Origin of the sequence: Ancylobacter sonchi (assembly GCF_018390695.1) — a bacterium.
GTDB lineage: Bacteria > Pseudomonadota > Alphaproteobacteria > Rhizobiales > Xanthobacteraceae > Ancylobacter > Ancylobacter sonchi.
Window position 1 is genome coordinate 30,860 of record NZ_JAHBGF010000036.1, and the last position, 18,169, is coordinate 49,028.

General features: G+C 69.4%; 17 protein-coding genes. 12 read left to right on the plus strand and 5 right to left on the minus strand.

All coding sequences use genetic code 11. The features are described from left to right. The first annotated feature begins 156 nt into the window (after positions 1–156). The 7 genes from KHC28_RS20965 (at position 157) to KHC28_RS20995 (ending at position 7,582) form a co-directional block, all read left to right on the plus strand. Entirely contained in the window at positions 157–825 is a 669-nt protein-coding gene (locus KHC28_RS20965) for an FCD domain-containing protein (protein ID WP_214010328.1), read from the plus strand. 23 nt (positions 826–848) lie between these two features. Then, positions 849–2,279: an MmgE/PrpD family protein gene (locus KHC28_RS20970; protein WP_214010329.1), complete on the plus strand. Its 1,431-nt coding sequence runs from the start codon at positions 849–851 to the stop codon at positions 2,277–2,279. Between the two features lie 63 nt (positions 2,280–2,342). Next, positions 2,343–3,329 (plus strand): tripartite tricarboxylate transporter substrate binding protein, encoded by a 987-nt coding sequence (locus KHC28_RS20975; RefSeq protein WP_214010330.1) that lies wholly within the window; start codon positions 2,343–2,345, stop codon positions 3,327–3,329. 104 nt (positions 3,330–3,433) lie between these two features. Beyond that, positions 3,434–3,910 carry a tripartite tricarboxylate transporter TctB family protein gene (locus KHC28_RS20980; protein ID WP_214010331.1) on the plus strand — a complete coding sequence of 159 codons (477 nt, stop codon included), beginning with the start codon at positions 3,434–3,436 and terminating at the stop codon, positions 3,908–3,910. After that, positions 3,907–5,433 carry a tripartite tricarboxylate transporter permease gene (locus KHC28_RS20985; protein WP_214010332.1) on the plus strand — a complete coding sequence of 509 codons (1,527 nt, stop codon included), beginning with the start codon at positions 3,907–3,909 and terminating at the stop codon, positions 5,431–5,433. Before KHC28_RS20980 ends, KHC28_RS20985 begins: the two co-directional genes overlap by 4 nt. After that, positions 5,430–6,812, plus strand: coding sequence for an MmgE/PrpD family protein (locus tag KHC28_RS20990; RefSeq protein WP_214010333.1), 1,383 nt, complete (start codon positions 5,430–5,432; stop codon positions 6,810–6,812). The genes KHC28_RS20985 and KHC28_RS20990 overlap by 4 nt, the downstream gene beginning before the upstream one ends. Then, entirely contained in the window at positions 6,809–7,582 is a 774-nt protein-coding gene (locus KHC28_RS20995; protein ID WP_214010334.1) for an SDR family NAD(P)-dependent oxidoreductase, read from the plus strand. Before KHC28_RS20990 ends, KHC28_RS20995 begins: the two co-directional genes overlap by 4 nt. A gap of 89 nt (positions 7,583–7,671) precedes the next feature. Here the strand turns inward: KHC28_RS20995 and KHC28_RS21000 are convergent, their stop codons facing one another. The 5 genes from KHC28_RS21000 to KHC28_RS21020 form a co-directional block, all read right to left on the minus strand. Next, positions 7,672–8,538 carry an efflux RND transporter periplasmic adaptor subunit gene (locus tag KHC28_RS21000; RefSeq protein WP_214010335.1) on the minus strand — a complete coding sequence of 289 codons (867 nt, stop codon included), beginning with the start codon at positions 8,536–8,538 and terminating at the stop codon, positions 7,672–7,674. After that, positions 8,535–8,744, minus strand: coding sequence for a DUF1656 domain-containing protein (locus KHC28_RS21005; RefSeq protein WP_214010336.1), 210 nt, complete (start codon positions 8,742–8,744; stop codon positions 8,535–8,537). Before KHC28_RS21005 ends, KHC28_RS21000 begins: the two co-directional genes overlap by 4 nt. Before the next feature lie 4 nt (positions 8,745–8,748). After that, positions 8,749–10,812 (minus strand): FUSC family protein, encoded by a 2,064-nt coding sequence (locus tag KHC28_RS21010; protein ID WP_214010337.1) that lies wholly within the window; start codon positions 10,810–10,812, stop codon positions 8,749–8,751. Next, positions 10,809–11,267: a MarR family winged helix-turn-helix transcriptional regulator gene (locus tag KHC28_RS21015; protein WP_214010338.1), complete on the minus strand. Its 459-nt coding sequence runs from the start codon at positions 11,265–11,267 to the stop codon at positions 10,809–10,811. The genes KHC28_RS21010 and KHC28_RS21015 overlap by 4 nt, the downstream gene beginning before the upstream one ends. Before the next feature lie 521 nt (positions 11,268–11,788). Next, positions 11,789–12,631, minus strand: coding sequence for an SDR family NAD(P)-dependent oxidoreductase (locus tag KHC28_RS21020; RefSeq protein ID WP_214010339.1), 843 nt, complete (start codon positions 12,629–12,631; stop codon positions 11,789–11,791). A 465-nt stretch (positions 12,632–13,096) separates the two neighbouring features. Between KHC28_RS21020 and KHC28_RS21025 the strand changes: the two genes are divergently transcribed. From KHC28_RS21025 to KHC28_RS21045, 5 genes are all read left to right on the plus strand, one after another. After that, the gene (locus tag KHC28_RS21025; RefSeq protein WP_214010340.1) at positions 13,097–14,095 is read left to right on the plus strand and encodes a TRAP transporter substrate-binding protein; all 999 of its coding nucleotides are present in this window, start codon (positions 13,097–13,099) and stop codon (positions 14,093–14,095) included. 20 nt (positions 14,096–14,115) lie between these two features. Then, positions 14,116–14,913: a maleate cis-trans isomerase family protein gene (locus tag KHC28_RS21030; protein ID WP_214010341.1), complete on the plus strand. Its 798-nt coding sequence runs from the start codon at positions 14,116–14,118 to the stop codon at positions 14,911–14,913. Next, the gene (locus tag KHC28_RS21035) at positions 14,910–15,482 is read left to right on the plus strand and encodes a TRAP transporter small permease (protein ID WP_214010342.1); all 573 of its coding nucleotides are present in this window, start codon (positions 14,910–14,912) and stop codon (positions 15,480–15,482) included. Before KHC28_RS21030 ends, KHC28_RS21035 begins: the two co-directional genes overlap by 4 nt. After that, positions 15,479–16,765, plus strand: a complete 1,287-nt coding sequence (locus tag KHC28_RS21040) for a TRAP transporter large permease (protein ID WP_246565080.1) — start codon at positions 15,479–15,481, stop codon at positions 16,763–16,765. Before KHC28_RS21035 ends, KHC28_RS21040 begins: the two co-directional genes overlap by 4 nt. A 159-nt stretch (positions 16,766–16,924) precedes the next feature. Then, complete coding sequence (locus KHC28_RS21045) at positions 16,925–18,160, plus strand: efflux RND transporter periplasmic adaptor subunit (RefSeq protein WP_214010343.1); 1,236 nt, start codon at positions 16,925–16,927, stop codon at positions 18,158–18,160. Positions 18,161–18,169 lie beyond the last annotated feature (9 nt).

The following is an 18,169-nucleotide window of genomic DNA, read 5'->3' on the forward strand; positions in this document are numbered from 1 at the left end:
TTCCGCCTGAGCCTCCCGCCCCTCGACCGCTCCGACATGGCGGGGCGCGGGACGACGCGGCCTGCAAATGAGTCCGCCTCAAGTAAATCGTCCTACAATCTTCAATTGACATGAGGGCAATTCCGTCGCTAGATCGGACCAAGAGTGAGGGAACGCATGCCGACGCCCGAGATCGAACTGCTGAAGTCGCGCTCGCTGCCGATGCTGATCGAGGAGGAGATCCAGCGGGTCATCCTCAGCGGCCAATACGCGCCGGGCGACCGCATCAACGAGAAGGAGCTGACGCTGCGCTTCGGCACCAGCCGGGGCCCGATCCGCGAGGCGCTGCGCTCGCTCGAATCGAGCGGACTGATCGAGCAGATCCCCAACCGGGGCGTGTTCGTCCGCCGCCTCACCCCCGAGCAGGCGGCGCAGATCTATGACGTGCGGGCCTTCCTGTTCGCCCTCGCCGGTCGGCTGCTGGCCCTGCGCGCCAGCGAGGCGGAGATCGCGACGCTGCGCGGCTTCGTCGCCACCATGGACGAGGCGATCGCCGCCGACGATACCGAGCGCTATCTGCGCGAGAACTTCGCGCTGCACGAGTTCATCGTCGCGCACGCCGCCAATCCGGTGCTGGCCAGCCAGTATTTGTCGCTGATCAAGCAGCTCCAGCTCTACCGCGCCCGCAATCTGATGCTGGTCGATTCCATGCAGGTGTCGAACCGCGAGCACCACGAGATGGTCGAGGCGATCGCCGCCCGCGACCCCGACCGCGCCCAGGCCGCCCACATGGCGCACGTCATGTCGGCCAAGCATCGGCTGATGGCGAACGCCGGCCTTTCCTAACGTTTCATCGCAGGAGTGAATTCATGAGCGCTGCCGACATCACGAGCCAGGCGCTGCGGTTTGTCGAGACGACGACCTATGCGGATCTTCCCGAAGAGGCGTTGCGCATCGGACGGCGCTGCATCGTCGACGCCGTCGGCCTTTACCTCGCCGGCAGCCAGGAACCGTCCGTGCGCATTCTGGTCGCCGATGCGCTCGACCAGGGCGGCCGCGCCGATGCGCCGCTGCCGGCGGCGGGGGCGCGCCGCGTTCCCGCGCCGCTCGCCGGGCGCGTCTGGGGCACGGCCGGCCACGCCCATGACTGGGACGACACCCAGGTCTCGCACGATCCGGCGCATGTCTACGGCCTGCTCACCCACCCGACCATCCCGCCGCTCACCGCTGCGCTCATCGTCGCCGACATGATCGGCCAGCGCGACGGCCACGAGGTGATGCTCGCCTTCCAGCTCGGTTTCGAGGTGGAGTGCAAGATCTCCGAATGGATGCTGCCCCGCCACTACCGGCGCGGCCATCATTCCAGCGGCACGGTCGGCACCTACGGTGCCTGCGTCGCCGCCGCCAAGCTGCTCGGCCTCACCGGCCCGCGCCTCGCCCATGCCTTCGGCATCGCTGCCAGCCTCGCCGCCGGCATCAGGGTGAATTTCGGCACCATGACCAAGCCGCTGCATGTCGGGCGCGCCTGCGAGAACGGCATCACCGCCGCCCTGCTCGCCGCGCGCGGCTTCGACGCCGACCCCACCGCGCTCGACGGCCCCTGGGGCTTCTTCTCGGTGATGGGCGAGGGCTTCGACGCCGGCAAGGCCGCGCAGGGCTTCGGCAACCCGTTGACCATCGTCAGCCCCGGCGTGTCGATCAAGCCCTACCCGTCCGGCATCCTCACCCATCAGTCGATGGACGCGATGCTCAAGCTGGTGCTCGACCACGACCTGAAGCCGGAACAGGTGGAGCGCATCCGCTTCTTCGCCGGCAAGAACATCATCGAGCCGATCCGCTACCCCATCGCCCGCAACCATCTGCAGGCCAAGTTCTCCATGCCGGCGCTGCTGGCGATGATCGTGCTGCGCCGGCGCGCCAGCCATCACGAATTCGAGGACGCCTTCGTCGCCGGCCCGGCGATGCAGGATTTGCAGGCGCGCACCGACGTCATCAACGATCCCGAGATCGACGCGCGCGGCTACGACCTGATCCGCTCGCGCATCGAGGTGGAGACCAGGGACGGCCGCACGCTGGTGGAATGGGCGGACGAGCGCTACCGCGGCGGCCCGCTCAACCCGATTGGCGACGCCGATCTCGACGCCAAGTTCCGCATGTGCGCCGAGGGCGTGCTGGAGGCCTCGGCGCAGGAGGACGTGCTGGCACTGGCGCGCGGCCTCGATACCGGCGCGGACCTCGCGCGGCTGATGGCCCTGCTGTCCGCCACCGATGCCGGCGAGATAAGGGCGGTCGCCGAATAGCGATACGCGGGACGACCGGCGAGCAACCCGAAGAGGTGCCGCCTTTCACTGGGAGGAACGAACATGAACTTCAAGGTCGAACTGACCCGCCGAACGGGTCTGGCCCTGCTGCTGGCCGGCGGGCTGGCGGGCGGGAGCCTCTTCGCCGGCAAGGCCGCGGCCGATCCGGCGCCCTATCCGGTCAAGGTGGTGACCCTGGTCACCCATTCCAGCCCCGGCGGCGGCTCCGACGTCTTCCTGCGCGAGCTGTCGAAATATCTCGGCAAGTACATCGACGCCACCTTCGTCGTCGAGAACGTGCAGGGCGGCAGCGGCGCCAAGGCGGTGGCCCGCGTCGCCGGCTCGCCGGCCGATGGCAGCGTGTTCTACGCCACCACGCCGACCTACATCTACACCTCGCTGCTCTCGAAGCCGCCCAAGACCTACAAGGATCTCGAGCCGCTGGTGAACATCTTCGCCGACAGCGAAGTGGTGTTCACCCGCGCCGACGGCCCCTTCAAGACGCTGCAGGACGCAGTCGACAAGGCGAAAAAGGAACGCGGCAAGTGGGGCGCGGCCAACCCGGCCTCGCTGGAGCGCCAGGCGGCCGAGCAGCTCAAGCGCGCCGCCGGCGTCAACGCCGCCATCGTCACCCATGAGGGCGGCGGCGACATGATGCTGAACGTGCTCAACGGCACGCTCGACATCGGCGTCGGCGAGTTCCAGGAGCTGCGCTCGCAGATCGAGGCCGGCAAGATCCGCGTGCTCGCCACCTTCAACCCGGAGCGCCTGCCGGAGAAGCCGGATGTGCCGACGGTGAAGGAAGCCGGCTTCGACGTCCAGCTGGTGAAGTTCCGCGGCCTCGCCGGCCCCAAGGGCCTGCCGGATGCCGTCACCAAGGCGTGGGACGCCGCGATCCAGAAGGTGCTTCAGGATCCCGAATACAAGAAGGAATACACCGAGGAAGTGCTGGTGGCGAAGTTCATCGACCACAAGGACTACCCGGACTTCGTGAACGGCTTCGCCACCACCACCGAAACCTTCCTGAAGGAGACCGGCGCGATCAAGTAGCGCCGGCCTTCCGCGACGCCCGGCGCGATCGGCGCCGGGCGGATCACCCTGCGCGACGCCGGACCGCGAAGCGGCCCCGTCGCGGCTTCGGGAAAGGGCCCGTCATGAACAAAGACGCCTGGAGCGGCCTGGTGCTGCTCGCGCTTGCCGGTACCTACTTCTGGGCCACCGGAGCGATCCCCGACAGCACGCTGGAGGACGAGGTCGGCGCCGTCGGCCTGCCGCACGCGCTCACCGCCGCGCTGGTCTTGCTGGGGCTCATCCTTCTCGTGCGGGGCGTGCTCGCGGCCCGCACCGAGGCGGCCGCCGGCCCGGAGGACGAGGAGCGCGACGCCACGCTGCCGCGCGCCCTCGGCTTCCTCGCCCTCGGCGCCGCCTATGTGCTGCTGCTGCCCTATGTCGGCTACCTCGTCGCGGTGGCGCTGCTGATCGGCGGCGTCGCGCTCTATGAGGGCGCGCCGCGCCGCTGGACGGTGCCGGTCGCGGCGCTGGGCGGCGCGGCGTTCTACTGGGCGGTCTTCGTCAAGCTTCTCGGGGTCAGCCAGCCCGTCGGCACTCTGTTTCAGGGACTGTTCTCATGACGACGTTCTGGGACATCGTCCACCTGCTCACCGGCACGCCGCTGATCCTGGTGGCGATCATGGGCCTCACCTGGGGCATTCTCGGCGGCGCGCTGCCGGGCATCTCCGCCTCGATCACCATGGCGCTGGTGCTGCCCTTCACCTACACGATGGACCCGGCGATGGCGATCGCGCTGCTCGCCTGCGTCTATATCGGCGCCGAATATGGCGGCTCGATCCCGGCCATCCTCATCCGCACGCCTGGCACCAATTCCTCCGCCGCCACCGTGATCGACGGCTATGAGCTCAACCGGCAGGGCCGCGCCGGCGAGGCGCTCGGCATCTCGCTGATGTCCGGCGTGGTCGGCAGCCTGTTCGGCCTCGCCATGCTGGTGCTGCTCACCGAGCCCTTGTCCTGGCTGGCGCTCGCCTTCACCCCACCCTCCTATTTCGGGCTGGGCATTCTCGGCCTCAGCGTCATCGCCTCGATGACCGGCGGCTCGCTGGTGAAGGGCCTCGCGGCGGCGGTGATCGGGCTGATGATCTCCACGGTCGGCACCGACCCGATCTCCGGCGTCAGCCGCTTCACCTTCGACGTGCCGGACCTCCTGAACGGCGTCGAGCCGGTGCTGGTGATGGTCGGCCTGTTCGCGCTGACCGAGCTGATGAGCCAGTCCGGCTCCACCTCGCTGACCCAGCTGAAGGAATCGGTGCGCATCCGCTTGCCCAGCCTGGCCATGATGAACAGGCTGAAGCGTTCGCAGACCATCGGCTGCATCCTCGGCCTGTTCGAGGGTCTCACCCCCGGCGGCGGCGGCTCGATCGCGGCCTTCATGTCCTATAACGAGGCGCGGCGCTGGTCGAAGACGCCGGAACTGTTCGGCAAGGGCTCCGAGGAAGGCGTCGCGGCGCCGGAGACGGCCAATAACACCGTAGCGAGCACCGCGCTCATCCCGCTGCTCAGCTTCGGCATACCGAGCTCCAACTCGACCGCCGTGCTGCTCGGCGGCCTCCTGATGCACGGCCTGCTGCCCGGCCCGCGCCTGTTCGAGCAGAACCCGCAGGTGATCGACAGCCTCTATGTCGGCTCCTTCGTCGCCATCATCGCGCAGATCGGCGTCGGCATGCTGCTGCTGCCGGCGGCGGTGTGGCTGGTGAACCGCCCGCGCCCCTACCGCGCCGGCTTCATCTTCGCGCTCATCCTCTCGGGCATCTACACGCTCAACACCTCGACCTTCGACCTCGGCCTCGCGCTGGCGCTCGGCGTCGTCGGCTATCTCATGCGGCGCACCGGCTTCCCCTTCCTGCCGATGATCCTCGGCGTGGTGCTCGGCCACATGGTGGAATCGAGCTACCGGCGCTCGCTGGTGCTGTCGGGCGGCGACATGATGGTGTTCCTGCAGGATCCGATCTGCGTCGGGCTGCTGCTCGCCGCCACCGGCTTCGTCGTCTACTCGCTCACCCGCGAGCTGCGCGACGCGCGCCGGGCCAAGGCCGAGCAAGCCGACACCCACAAGGCCCACGGGCAGGAAGCGCACGGATGAACCAGCACAGCCCCCTCCCCGCCGCCCCGCTCGCGGCCACGATCGGCGCCTTCGCCGCCTCGGCCGCGCCCTCCCCCGCCGCGAGCGCGGTATGCCGCGCCCTGCTTTTCGACATCGCCGGGCTGATCGTCGCCGCGCGCGACACCGACTATGTGCGGGCCGTGCTCGCCAGCGTCGTCGACGACGGCCGTTGCACCGCGCTCGGCCATGCCCGGCGGCTCGGCATGTACGATGCGGCGCTGGTCAATGGCACCGCCGCGCATGGCGAGGATTTCGACGACACCTTCGAGGGCGGCCCGGTGCATCCCGGCGCCGTGGTGGTGCCGGCGGCGCTGGCGGCGGCCGAGCAGCACGGCATCGGCGGCGAGGCGGTGATGCGCGGCATCGCCATCGGGGCGGAGCTGATGTGCCGCCTCAGCCTCGTCGCCCCGCAGGCGACTCACAAGGCCGGCTTCCACCCCACCGCGATCTTCGGCGCCCCGGCGGCCACCGCCACCGTTGCCGCCGTGCTCGGGCTGGATGCCGAGACCACCGCCCGCGCGCTGGGCATCGCCGGCAGCCTCGCCTCGGGCATCATCGAATATCTCGCCGACGGCTCCTCCACCAAGCGGCTGCATGCCGGCGCGGCGGCGCAGGCCGGGCTGCGCGCCGTGCATCTGGCCCGCGCCGGCTTTGCCGGCCCGCCGACGGTGTTCGAGGGCACGCACGGCATGTTCAAGGCGTTCGCGCCGTCGAAGATACCGGACTTCGCCCGGCTGACCGAAGGACTCGGCACGCGCTGGGTCATCGAGGGCCTCGCCTTCAAGCCCTATGCCTGCGGAACCATGACCCAGCCCTTCGTCGACTGCGCGCTGAAGCTGGCGGCGAGCGGCGTGAGCGCCGACGACATCGTCGCGATCCGCTGCAAGGTCGGCGAAGGCACGGTGCACCGGCTGTGGGAGCCGCTCGCCGGCAAGCATCGCCCGCCGAACGGCTATGCCGGCAAGTTCTCCACCCCCTATTGCATGGCGGTGGCCTTCATCGACGGCGCGGCAGGCCTTGGCCAGTTCACCGATGCCCGCTCGCAGGATCACGCCGTGCAGGCGCTCGCGGCGAAGATCGCCTACGAGATCGACCCGGCCGACGAGTATCCGCGCAATTTCTCCGGCCAGCTCGACGCCACGCTCCGGGACGGCAGGGTGGTGAGCTTCCGCCAGCCGCATATGCGCGGCGGCGCGCACGAGCCGCTGGATGCGGCCGAGCTGGCAGCGAAGTTCGAGGCCAATCTGGCCTTTGGCGGCATGGACGGCGTCGGCATCACCGCCCTGCGGGCCGCGCTGGCCGCCCTCGCCTCGGGCGGCGGCGTCGACCTCGCGCCCGCACGGTACGGCGCACGATGACCCTGGTTCCCGACGCCTTCGCCTTCTCCGGCCGGGAGCTGGCCGGGCGGGTCGCGCTCGTCACCGGCGCGTCGCGCAATATCGGCCGCGCCATTGCCCTCGCTCTTGCCGAAGGCGGGGCTGCGGTGGTGATCGCCGGGCGGCGCGACCGGACCTCGGTCGACGCCGTCGTCGACACCATCGCGGCGGCCGGCGGCCGGGCGGTCGGCGTGCTCGGCGACGTCACCCGTCCCGACGATGTCGCCGCCATGGTCGAGGCGGCGACCGAGGCGTTCGGCCGGCTGGATATCCTCGTCAACAACGCCGCCGTGCGCGACGAGGCGCCTCTCGCCGAGCTCACCTACGAGCAATGGCGCAGCGTGATGGCGCTGTCGCTCGACGCACCGTTCCTGATGGCGAAGGCGGCGCTGGAGCCTCTGTCGCGTTCCGGCGCCGCGGCCATCGTCAATATTGGCGGCCTCACCGCCTATATCGGCGCGCGCAACCGCGCCCATGTCGTCGCCGCCAAGGCCGGCCTGGACGGCCTGACCCGGGCGCTCGCCCATGAGCTGGCCGGGAATGGAATCACGGTGAACCTCGTCTCGCCCGGCCTGATCGACACGGTGCGCGACGGCGGGCCCCGCCCGCATCACCACGGCTCGACCGCCAATCTCGTCGGGCGGCGCGGCACCCCGGACGAGGTGGCGGCGCTGGTGCGCTTCCTGTGCGGCCCGGCGGCGCGCTACGTCACCGGCCAGACCCTGCACGTCAACGGCGGCGCCTATATGTGACCCGCCAGCCGTGCGGACGTGCGCGGACAGGCGTCACGGCCATCCCCCGCCGCTTCAATCGCGGCGGGAGCCCTTCACGTCTCCCCGCCTCACTTTTCCCCCACTGACACGGTAGCGGTGAGGCCGGCGACAAGCTGCACATTGGCCGGGGTCTCGTCGAGCGCGATGCGCACCGGCACGCGTTGGGCGAGACGCACCCAGCTGAAGGTCGGGTTGATGTTGGCCAAGAGCCCGGTGCCCACCGTGCGCTCGCGGTCCTCGATGCCGGTGGCGATGCTCTCGACATGGCCGCGCAGCGGCGCCGCCTGCCCCATCAGCCGGATCGTCACCGGCGCGCCGACCTGGATGCGGGCGAGCTTGGTCTCCTCGAAATAGCCCTCGATCCGCAGTGAATCGGTATCGACCAGCGCCACCTTGGCGGTACCGGCGGTGACATAGTCGCCCGGCCGCAGGCTGAGATTGGAGATGGTGCCGTTGACCGGCGCCTTCACCTCGGTGCGATCGAGATTGAGCTTGGCGAGGTCGCGATCCGCCTGTGCCTGGCGGAGGGACGCGCCGGCCTCGGCCTCGGACATCCGCATCTGCTCGGTCTTCTGCTCGGAGACGACGTCCTTCAGCTCCTCATAGCGCTCGCGGTCACGCACCGCCTGGTCGAGCGTCGCCTTGCGGCCGTCGACCACCGCCTCGGCCTGCGCCAGCGCGATGGCAAAGCGGGCGCGGTCGATGCGGAACAGCACGTCGCCCTTCTTCACGGCCTGGTTGTCTTCCACCAGCACCTCGCTGACGAAGCCGGACACGTCCGGCGCGACGCCGACCACGTCCGCGCGCACCTTGGCGTCGCGGGTCCACGGGTCGTCCATGTAATGGGTCCAGAGCTCGCGCCCGGCGCCGATCGCGGCGAAGACCAGGGCAAGAGTGACGATGACGCGGATGGCGCCGCGAAACGAGAACTTCATGACAGCCACCATTGGGACAGCAGGGACATGCCCTGTAACAGGATGACATAGAGGGCGACGTCGAACAGCCCGCGGTGCCAGACGAGGGCGTAGACGCCGAGAAAGGCCAGCACCCGCCGCACGACGAGGCTGACCAGCAGCGTCGCCACCATCAGCGCCAGCAGGTTTGGGATGTAGACCCCGTAAATATCGACTTCACCGGCCATGGACCTACTCCGCCGCCAGCAGCGTCGGCTGGTCGGGATGCTTGGGGGCGAAGCCGCCCGTGGGACCCGGCACGTCGGGGAATAGCGCCCGGCGCAGGCCGACCAGCGCGTCGAGCGTCCGCCGCGCCACCCCGCCCTCCTCGGGCACGATCAGGCGCAGCGCGTCGTCGAGCGCCGCGCACAGCTGTTCGGACGGGGCGATGAACCGGCGCCGGGCGGCGCGCGCGCGATACAGCCCCGTGAGGCTGGCGAGCACGCCGTCGACGGCGGTGCGCGCCTCATCCTTCAGTTCGCGCCGCGTCTTCTGCAGCTCGACGATGTTGAAGCCGACGCGCACCTCGGCAAAGCCGTCCACCTTCGCCAGCTCGACGTCGTCGACCATGGCGAGCCGCGGCACCAATTGGCCCAGCCGGTCGAGCATGCGGCCGGCCAGCCGCTCATGGTCGTCGCGGTGGCGGCCGGAGGCGGTCTCGGCGAGATCCGCCCAGCCGGCCTGCACCAGCCGCCGGGCGGCGATCTCCGCCCCGAAGGGCCGGGTCGCGATGGTCCAGACGAAGGCGAAGGAGATGCCGACGATGGCCGCGAGACCTTCATTGGCGAAGCTCGCGAAATCGACGCTGTAGCGGTTCTGCATCGCCACGAAGGAGGCGGTGTTCACCGCCATCAGCACGCCCAGCATGTTGAACTGCGGTTTGGGAATGATCAGCCCGAGCAGCAGGAAGGGCGGCGCGAACACCAGCACCAGCATCTCGAAATCGTGCACCATCGGCAGGATGGCGAACTGGTACACCGCCGCGATGACCACGCTGACGGCGGTCAGCACCGCCATGGTGCGGATGAACGGCGCCGGACGGTCCATGGCGGCGAAGAACGAGCAGGCGACCGCCGCCATCATCACCGCGCCCGAGCCGCTCGACCAGCCGCTGATGATCCAGAAGGCGGTGAGAACCAGGATCGCCGCCACGCAGGAGCCGGCGGAGAACAGCATGAGCCCGAAATCGTAATGCCGGGCCCGGCCGACCACCCGGCGATGGCGGAAGCGCGGACGCCACGGCCCGGCATGCTGGCCGCGCTCGATGTCGGCGCGCAGGCTGAGGCAGTCGCTCCACAGCGCGACGATCTCGGCAAGCCGGTCGAGCGCGCTCGCCCGTATCAGCTCGGACCATTCGGCCGAGCCCTCCGGGCGCATCGCCGTCATCGCGGCGATCAGTTCGTCGGCGATCGCGGGATCGGCGGCGCGGCCCTTTGACAGCCAGTCGGCGACACGTTGCAGCAGCGCGGCGAATTCCGGCGGCAGGCCGCCGTCCTGCGCCTTCAGCGCGTGCAGCCGGTCGGCCAGCGAGGACAGCAGCGGCAGCAGCATGAGCAGCCGGCCGCGCAGCTCGCGCGCATGGGGCAGCACGTCGCGTGTGGCGGCGTCGTAGGACAGCTGGCTGATGATCAGGTCGAGGCCGGTAATGTCGGCGGCGAGCTTCTGCCGGCGCAGCGGCGTCTTCGGCAGGGCGCCTTCGCCGCGCAGGATTTCGCCGGTCCACGAGGCCGCGTCGTCGAGCCAGCCGGAGATGCGCGCCGACAGCGCGGTGCCGACGCTGGTGGGAAACACCACGGCACCGACGATGCTGGCGCAGGTGATGCCGATGATGATCTCCTCGCTGCGCGCCAGCGCGACGTCGAAGATCTGGTCGGGCGTGCTGATGACCGGCAGCGCGATCAGCGGCAGGCTGTAGCCGGCGAGCATGAACACATAGCTGCGCGGCGTGCGGTCGAGCATGGAGATGTAGAGCAGCGTGCCGGTCCACAGCGCCACGACGAGGCTGAGCAGCTCCGGGGCGTTGACGAAGATCGGCACGAAGAACACCGCCGCCGACGCGCCGATCAGCGTGCCGAGCGCGCGGTACAGTCCCTTGGAGCTGGTGGCGCCGGCAAGCGGATTGGCGACGATGTACACCGCCGCCATCGCCCAGTAGGGGCGTTGCAGATCGAAGGCCAGCGCGATGTAGAGCGCCAGCATGGATGCGAGAAAGGCCTTTCCCGAGAACAGCCAGTCCCGCCAGGACGGCAGGGTCACGACGAAACCTCCTCCACCGAACGGGTGGACACGTCGTCAAAGGCCTTGAGCACGCGCAGCGCCGCTTCGAGGTCGGCCGGGTCGATGCCGGTCAGCACCTGCCCGCGCACATCCACCAGCACGTCCTCGATGCGGGAGGCGAGCTTTTCGCCGGCCGGCGTCAGCCAGATGGTCTTGGCCCGCCGGTCCGTCGGGTCGTCGCGCCGCTCGATGAGATCGGACGCCGCCAGTTGGTCGAGCAGGCGCACCAGCGAGGGTCCTTCGATGCCGACATAGGCGGCGAGCGTCACCTGGCGCACGCCGCCTCCCAGCCGGCCCGCCCACAGCAGCGGCGCCGCGCAAGCCTCGGAAATGCCGAGCGCTTCCAGCTCTCGCTCGGCAATGCGGCGCCACTGGCGGCCGGCCTGGAGAAGCTGGGCGGTAAGCGTCCGCCGAAGGGTGCTGATCTCGTCCATGGCTAATTAATAGGATACTAATTATATTTTTGCAAACAAAATTCGCGACGCCGCACCGCCTCGTGAACGCCGGTCCGACCGTGTCACGCGGCGCGCGGCCCCCTGCCCCGGCGCGGCGTGGCGTCTAGCCATCTGATGGACAATACGAGCGAATGCCGGTCGACGGACCTACGATGCACGGCCGATCATTGGCGACCGGCCGATCCGCTCGGGCTCAAGCGGCCGGCCTATTCCCGGGGCCATCTGCGGGATCCGGCTGCCACCGGGGCATGGGGCGATGAGGTCGCTCACCGGCCGGAGCGACAGCCGGCAACCCTCTACCCGGATCGACTGCCTCGGCGACTACGGCAAAGATGCCGCCGGCGCCCGACCCCAGAATCGCGGCGCCACCTTGCATACCGCCCGCCGGGCCGCCTTCGTCGCGAGCCGCCGTCCAAAGACATTCCCGCGCGCCAGACGGCCCACCAGCCCGGCCTCAGGACAGCGCGCGGACGCCTGCCTCCGGCGCCGCGCCGACAGCGTCAGTCGCCGCCCTTCATATAGGCCGCGAAGGCCTCGGCGTAGTCGGGGTGCCAGCGCGACAATGCCGGCCGGTTCTCGACGATGTCGCCCATGCCCCAGCGCATGCGCTTGAGGTCGGTCTCGCGCGTCACCTCATTGTCGGGGCAGAGCAGGTAGAAGTCGGCCTTGCCTAGGCCGTCCAGCATGAAGTCGGCCACCTGCTCGGAGGTCCAGGCGCCGGCCGGCTTCTCGCTCACGCCCTTGGCGCGGGTGAAGCCGGTATAGGTGAAGCCGGGGATCAGCAGATGCGCGCTCACCCGCCCGGCGGTCTGCTTGACGAGGTCGTGCGCGAGAGATTCCGCCAGCGCCCGCAGCGCCGCCTTCGAGACATTGTAGGCGGTGTCGCCGGGCGGCAGGGTGATGCCCTGCTTGGAGCCCGTCACCACCACCGCGCCGGGCAGCGCGGCGCCCACCATGTCCGGCAGGAACAGTTGCAGCCCATGGAACACGCCCCAGAAATTGACGTCCAGCGTGCGGCGCCACACCGCCTCGTCGGCGGCGATGCCGCCACCGCCCTCGCGGCCGGCATTGCACATCAGCACCGTCACCGGCCCCATGCGGTCGGCCTGCGCCTTGGCGGCGGCCATCTGCGCGCGGTCGCTCACATCGGCCGGCGCCGCCACCGCCGCGATGCCCTCGGCCTTGAGTGCGTCCACCGCCTCGGTAAGCGTGGCGCCCGGCAGGTCGACGACGAGCACCGCCATGCCCGCCGCGCCGAAACGTCGGGCGGCGGCAAGCCCGATGCCGCTGGCGCCGCCGGTGACGACCGCGACGCGGTCGGGTGCGATGGCCGGATGTGTCATGGTGCTTCCCTCGGTTTCGCCTGCCCTGCCCGCCGGAACGGCCCGGCCAATTCCCGGAACGGCATGCCCTTCCTATAACGCCGCCGCCCGCCACCCCGAACCCGGCTTTTCTCATCGCGGCGTTGAACCGAACTCAACGATCAGTCGGCGCGCAGCGGGAAAACATCCCTGCGCATCGGAAAATACGATCATCAGCATTGAACATGTTTATTCCGATGCCGTAAAGTTATCCGCCCCTCACCGCACCACTGCATGATGAAATGCGCATTAGTTGAATAGATATTTCCTATCTTAGAAATAGAACTACATAATTTTATCTGATTAAATAAACGCCTTCACCCTGCATCGCTGCTTCCCCCATGGGCATACGTAGAGTTACGGGCACGGATTCCGTAACGTTTCTGCTGCTGGCACGCCCGATGCAAACAGATCCGCGGTCTTTCTCTAGGGCAAGGAACGCGCATCATGTTCACTCTCTCGTCCCTGAAGCGGCTCGCGACCGTCGGCGTCGTCGCTTCTGTGCTCGGCGCTGCCGGGCTGGCCTCCCCGGCGTTCTCCCAGACGAAGCTGCGCCTGGCGGTGGAAACCAATGCCGGCGACCCGCTCAACATCATGCTGGCCAATTTCCGCGACGCGCTCGCCAAGTCGGCCGGCTCGGGCGTCGCCATCGAGTTCTTCGAGGGTGGCGCGCTCGGCGACGAGACCGCGCTGATGGAGCTTATCCGCGCCGGCGAAGTGCAGGTGGTGCCGCTCGGCTCCGATGTCGTCACCCTCGACAAGGGCTTCTCGGTGCTCGACACGCCGTTCCTGTTCGCCGACAAGGCGTCCGCCCGCGCCGCCTTCGACGGCAAGTTCGGCGAACTGCTCGGCGCCTCGCTGCGCGAGAAGGCCGGCCTCGAGGTCCTCGCCTTCGGCGAGCTCGGCTTCCGCACCATCTCCACCACCAACAAGCAGATCAACGTCCCGGCCGACCTCAAGGGCCTGAAGATCCGCACCCCGGGCAGCCCGACCCGCATCCTCGCCTTCAAGACGCTGGGCGCCGCGCCCACCCCGATGCCGCTCGGCGAGGTCTACATGGCGCTGAAGCAGGGTGCGCTGGACGGCCAGGAGAACCCCCTCTCGGTGATCAAGGACTTCTCCTTCTTCGAGGTGCAGAAGTTCATCGCGCTGACCAACCACGTCTACACGCCGATCACCCTCGCCATGAACGGCGCCGCCTATGACGCGCTCACGGCGGAGATGAAGGCCAAGCTGAAGGAGGCCGCCAAGGCCGGCGCCGCCGCCACCCGCAAGGTCTCCGACGACAGCGACGCCCGCCTGGTCGACGAGTTCAAGTCCAAGGGCGTGACGGTGACGACGCCGGACCTCGCCGCCTTCCGCGCCGCCGCCGAGCCGGTGAAGGGCGAGATCGCCAAGGTGGTCGGCCCCGACCTCATGGCCAAGCTCGAAGCCAGCCTGAAGTAAATGCGAGCGAGCTTTGCAAAATGACTTCGATCACTGGCGAGGAAGCCCGCGAGGGCTTCCGCTACGACGGCTACGCCACCCTCGGCCGCCTCGGCCTCATCTACATCGCCTCCAGCATCGTCATGGATGCCGAGTGGGCGGCCATGGCCGCGCCGGGCCTGTCGATCCACACCACCCGCGTGCGCCTGCCCAAGGTCACGCTGGAAGGCATCGACCAGATGATGAACGCGCCGGAGCTGGAGCAGTCCGCCCGGCTGGTCGGCTCGGCGCCGATCGACGTGCTGTGCTTCGGCGGCACCAGCGCCTCCTTCGTCTACGGCACCGCCTATGACAAGGCGCTGATCGGCCGCATGGAGGGCTGGGCGCCGGGGGTGAAGGCCACCACCGCCTCCACCGCCTCGCTCGCGGCACTGGCCGAGGTGAAGGCCGGCCCGGTGGCGCTCGCCACGCCCTATGTCGACGCCATCCACCAGCGGGCGATCAACTTCCTCGAATCCAACGGCCACAAGGTGCTGAACAGCGGCAATCTCGGCATCGACGAGGATTGGGCGCTGGCCGAGGTGCCGCTGGAGAAGGTCTTCGACCACGTGGTCGCCTGCGACCACCCGGACGCCACGGCGATCTTCATCTCCTGCACCAATTTCCGCTCCGCCGGCGTCATCGAGGCGCTGGAGACCGCGCTCGGCAAGCCGGTGATCTCCGCCGTGCAGGCCTCGTTCTGGCACTGCCTGGAAGTCGCCGGCATCGACGGCGCCCGGCCCGGCTATGGCCAGCTCTTCGCCCGCCGCCTCGCCACGGAAGGAGGAACCCCGTCATGACGTTCAAGCTTCTGGAGGCGCGGCGCACGCCCTCCGATCTTGTCGGCCGCGCCAGCCTCATCGGTGCGGCCTCCTGGCTCTTGGAGACCGCCGGCGTGGTGCTGATGACGGCGCTGAGCCTGCTGGTGCTCGCCAACGCCACCGGTCGCTATTTCCTCAACAACCCGCTGCCCTGGACCGAGGAAGCCGTCTCGATCCTGCTGGTGTGGATCGCCGCCGTCGGCGTGGTGCTGGCGGCGGGGCGCGGCGCGCTGGTCGGCTGCGAGATCGTCACCAGCCGGCTGAACGAGCGCAATGCCCGCACGCTCGGACGGGTGATCAGCCTCACCAGCGCGCTCCTGATGCTCGGCGTCGCCTGGTTCTCCTGGCGCTACATGCGGGTGTTCGGCCGCGACGTCACGCCGATGCTCGACATCCCGAAATCCTGGATCTCCGGCGGCCTTCTCGCCGCCGCGCTCGGCATGGCCATCGCCTTCCTCTACCGCACCGCGGTGCCGCACACCCCGGTGCATATCGAGGACCTCGCGCAGGAGATCGCCGACCACCCCGCCCATGAGGTGAAACTATGATGCTCGCCCTCGCCGGCGGCTCGCTCGTCGCCCTCTGCATATTGGTCGTGACCGGCTTTCCGATCATCGTGGCGCTGGTCGCCTCGGTGTTCATCTTCCTGTCGATCAGCGGCGGCTGGTCGCTCGCTTTGCCGCAGCAGACGCTGACCGGCGTCGCCGACTACATCCTCGTCACCCTGCCGCTGTTCATCCTTGCCGGCGGCATCATGAACAATGGCGGCATCGCCAAGCGGCTGTTCGACTTCGCGGTGGCGCTGGTCGGCTGGATGCGCGGCGGCCTCGCCCATGTCGACGTGGTCACCTCGGTGCTGTTCGGCGGCATGATCGGCACCTCGGTGGCCGATCTCGCCGGCACCGGCTCGGTCACCATCCCGCACCTGAAGAAGCACGGCTATCCCGGCCCCTTCGCCGCGGCGGTCACCGCCACCTCCTCGGGAATCGGCGTGCTGATCCCGCCCTCCTCGCCGATGATCCTCTATTCGGCGGTGACGGGAACCTCGCTCGGCGCGCTGTTCCTCGCCGGCGTGGTGCCGGGCCTGCTGATGGGCGGCATGATGATGGGGGTGATCTCCTTCCTCGCGCCGCGCCGGGGCTGGGGCACCGCCGGGCCGTTCATGCCGGCCGAGGTGTGGCGCACCGGCAAGCGGGCGATCCTGCCGCTCGGCCTGCCAGCCTTCATCCTGATCAGCCTGATCTCCGGCGTCTGCACGCCGAGCGAGGCCGGCGCCTTCGCCCTCGCCTATGCGTTCGTCCTGTCGAAATTCGTCTACCGCTCCATCACCTGGTCGGAACTGCGCCAGGTGACGGTGGACGGGGTGATCATGACCGGCGAGGTGCTGATCGTGGTGGGCTTCTCCACCGCCCTCGGCTGGGCGCTGTCGCAGGCCAAGGTGCCGATCGCGCTGGCCGATGGCCTGCAGCTGCTGTTCCCCTTCGAGGGACAGACGCTGAAGCTGCTGGTCCTGCTGCTGCTGGCGCTGATCGCCGGCATGGTGCTCGATCCGCTGATCCCGATGATCATGCCGGTGCTGCTGCCCTCGCTGATCGCCATGCAGGTCGATCTCGTGCATTTCGGCGTGCTGATCGTGGTGACGGTGGTGATCGGCCAGATCACCCCGCCGGTCGCCATCGCGATATTGGTGTCCGCCAAGATCGCCCGTGAGGACGTCGTGCACGTGTTCCGCGCCAACATGCCGTTCTTCTGGGGCATGATCGCGTTCCTCATCCTGCTTACCGCCGTGCCGTGGCTCTCCACTGGCCTGCCGTCGCTGATGGCGGAATGAACGCGCCGGCGGCGGCCCCACGGCCGCCGCCGCTGCAAATGTAACAATTCTTGGCACATCGACGCCGCGCGACAGCCGGCGACAAAATCGATGCTGCATCGCGGAAGCTCCGCGACAATTGCCCGCTAGCGTCCCTCCCGGTTCAAACAAGGGACAGCTATGCGCAAACCCGTCACTCTTGCCGTGACACTCGCCGCCGGCCTGTCGGTCGCCGCCGCGCTCGCCGCCTTTCATCTCGTCTTCGAGATCCCGGCCGGCTTGCCCTCCGAGGCGCAGGCGCAGACGTCCCAGCCGTCCCGGTCCCAGACGCCTCCGCCTCCCACGGTGACGGTCGCGCGCCCGGTGCGGCGCGAAATCGTCGAGTGGCGCGAATTCGCCGGCCGCTTCGAACCCAGCGCCGCGGTGGAGATCCGCGGCCGCGTCGCCGGCCACCTCGCCTCCATCGATGTCGAGGACGGCGCGCTGGTCGAGGCGGGCCAGCTGCTCTTTACCATCGATCCCCGCCCCTACCGCGCCGCGCTCGACGAGGCGCGTGCCCAGCTCGCCAGCGCCACGGCGCAGGTCGAGCTCGCCGATCTCGAACTCAACCGCGCCGAGCAGCTGGTCAGCTCCAACGCCGTCTCGCAGTCGACGCTCGACCAGCGACGCCAGCAGAAGAAGGCCGCCGACGCCGCCCGGGCGCTGGCGGAAGCCACGCTCTCCCGCGCCGGTATCGATCTCGGCTTCACGCAGGTGCGCGCGCCCTTCGCCGGCCGGATCTCCAATCGCCGGCTGGACATCGGCGCGCTGGTGTCGGACGGCGCCATCCTCACCACGCTGGTGGCGCTCGACCCGCTGTATTTCGTGTTCGACATCAGCGAGCAGGACCTCCTGGCCTACCGGCAGGCCGCCGAGAGCGGCACGCTGCCGCTGCTCTACGGCCGGCGCATCGCGGTCGAGGCGCGCGGGCAGGCCGACCGCGACTGGCCGCACAAGGGCACCATCGACTTCGTCGACAACCGGCTGGAAGCCGGCGCCGGCACGCTGCGGGCGCGGGCGGTGATCGCCAATGCCGGCGACGCCGTCATCCCCGGCCAGTTCGGCCGGGTGCGCCTGCCGTTCTCCGGCGCCTATCCCGCCATGCTGGTGCCGGAGACCGCGCTGATCACCGACCAGGCCGACCGCGCGGTGTTCACCGTGGCGGAAGACGGCACCGTCGCCTCCACCCGGATACAGCTCGGCCCGCGCCAGTCCGACGGGCTGCGCATCGTGCGCGGCGGCCTCGATCCCGAGGACCGCGTCGTGGTCGGCGGGCTGATGCGGGTGCGCCCCGGCCAGAAGGTGACGGCGCAGGTGGCGGATGCGGCGCCGCGCGCCGCCGCGCTCGCCCCCACCGCCGCCTCTCCCGCCAATTGAGGAAACGGC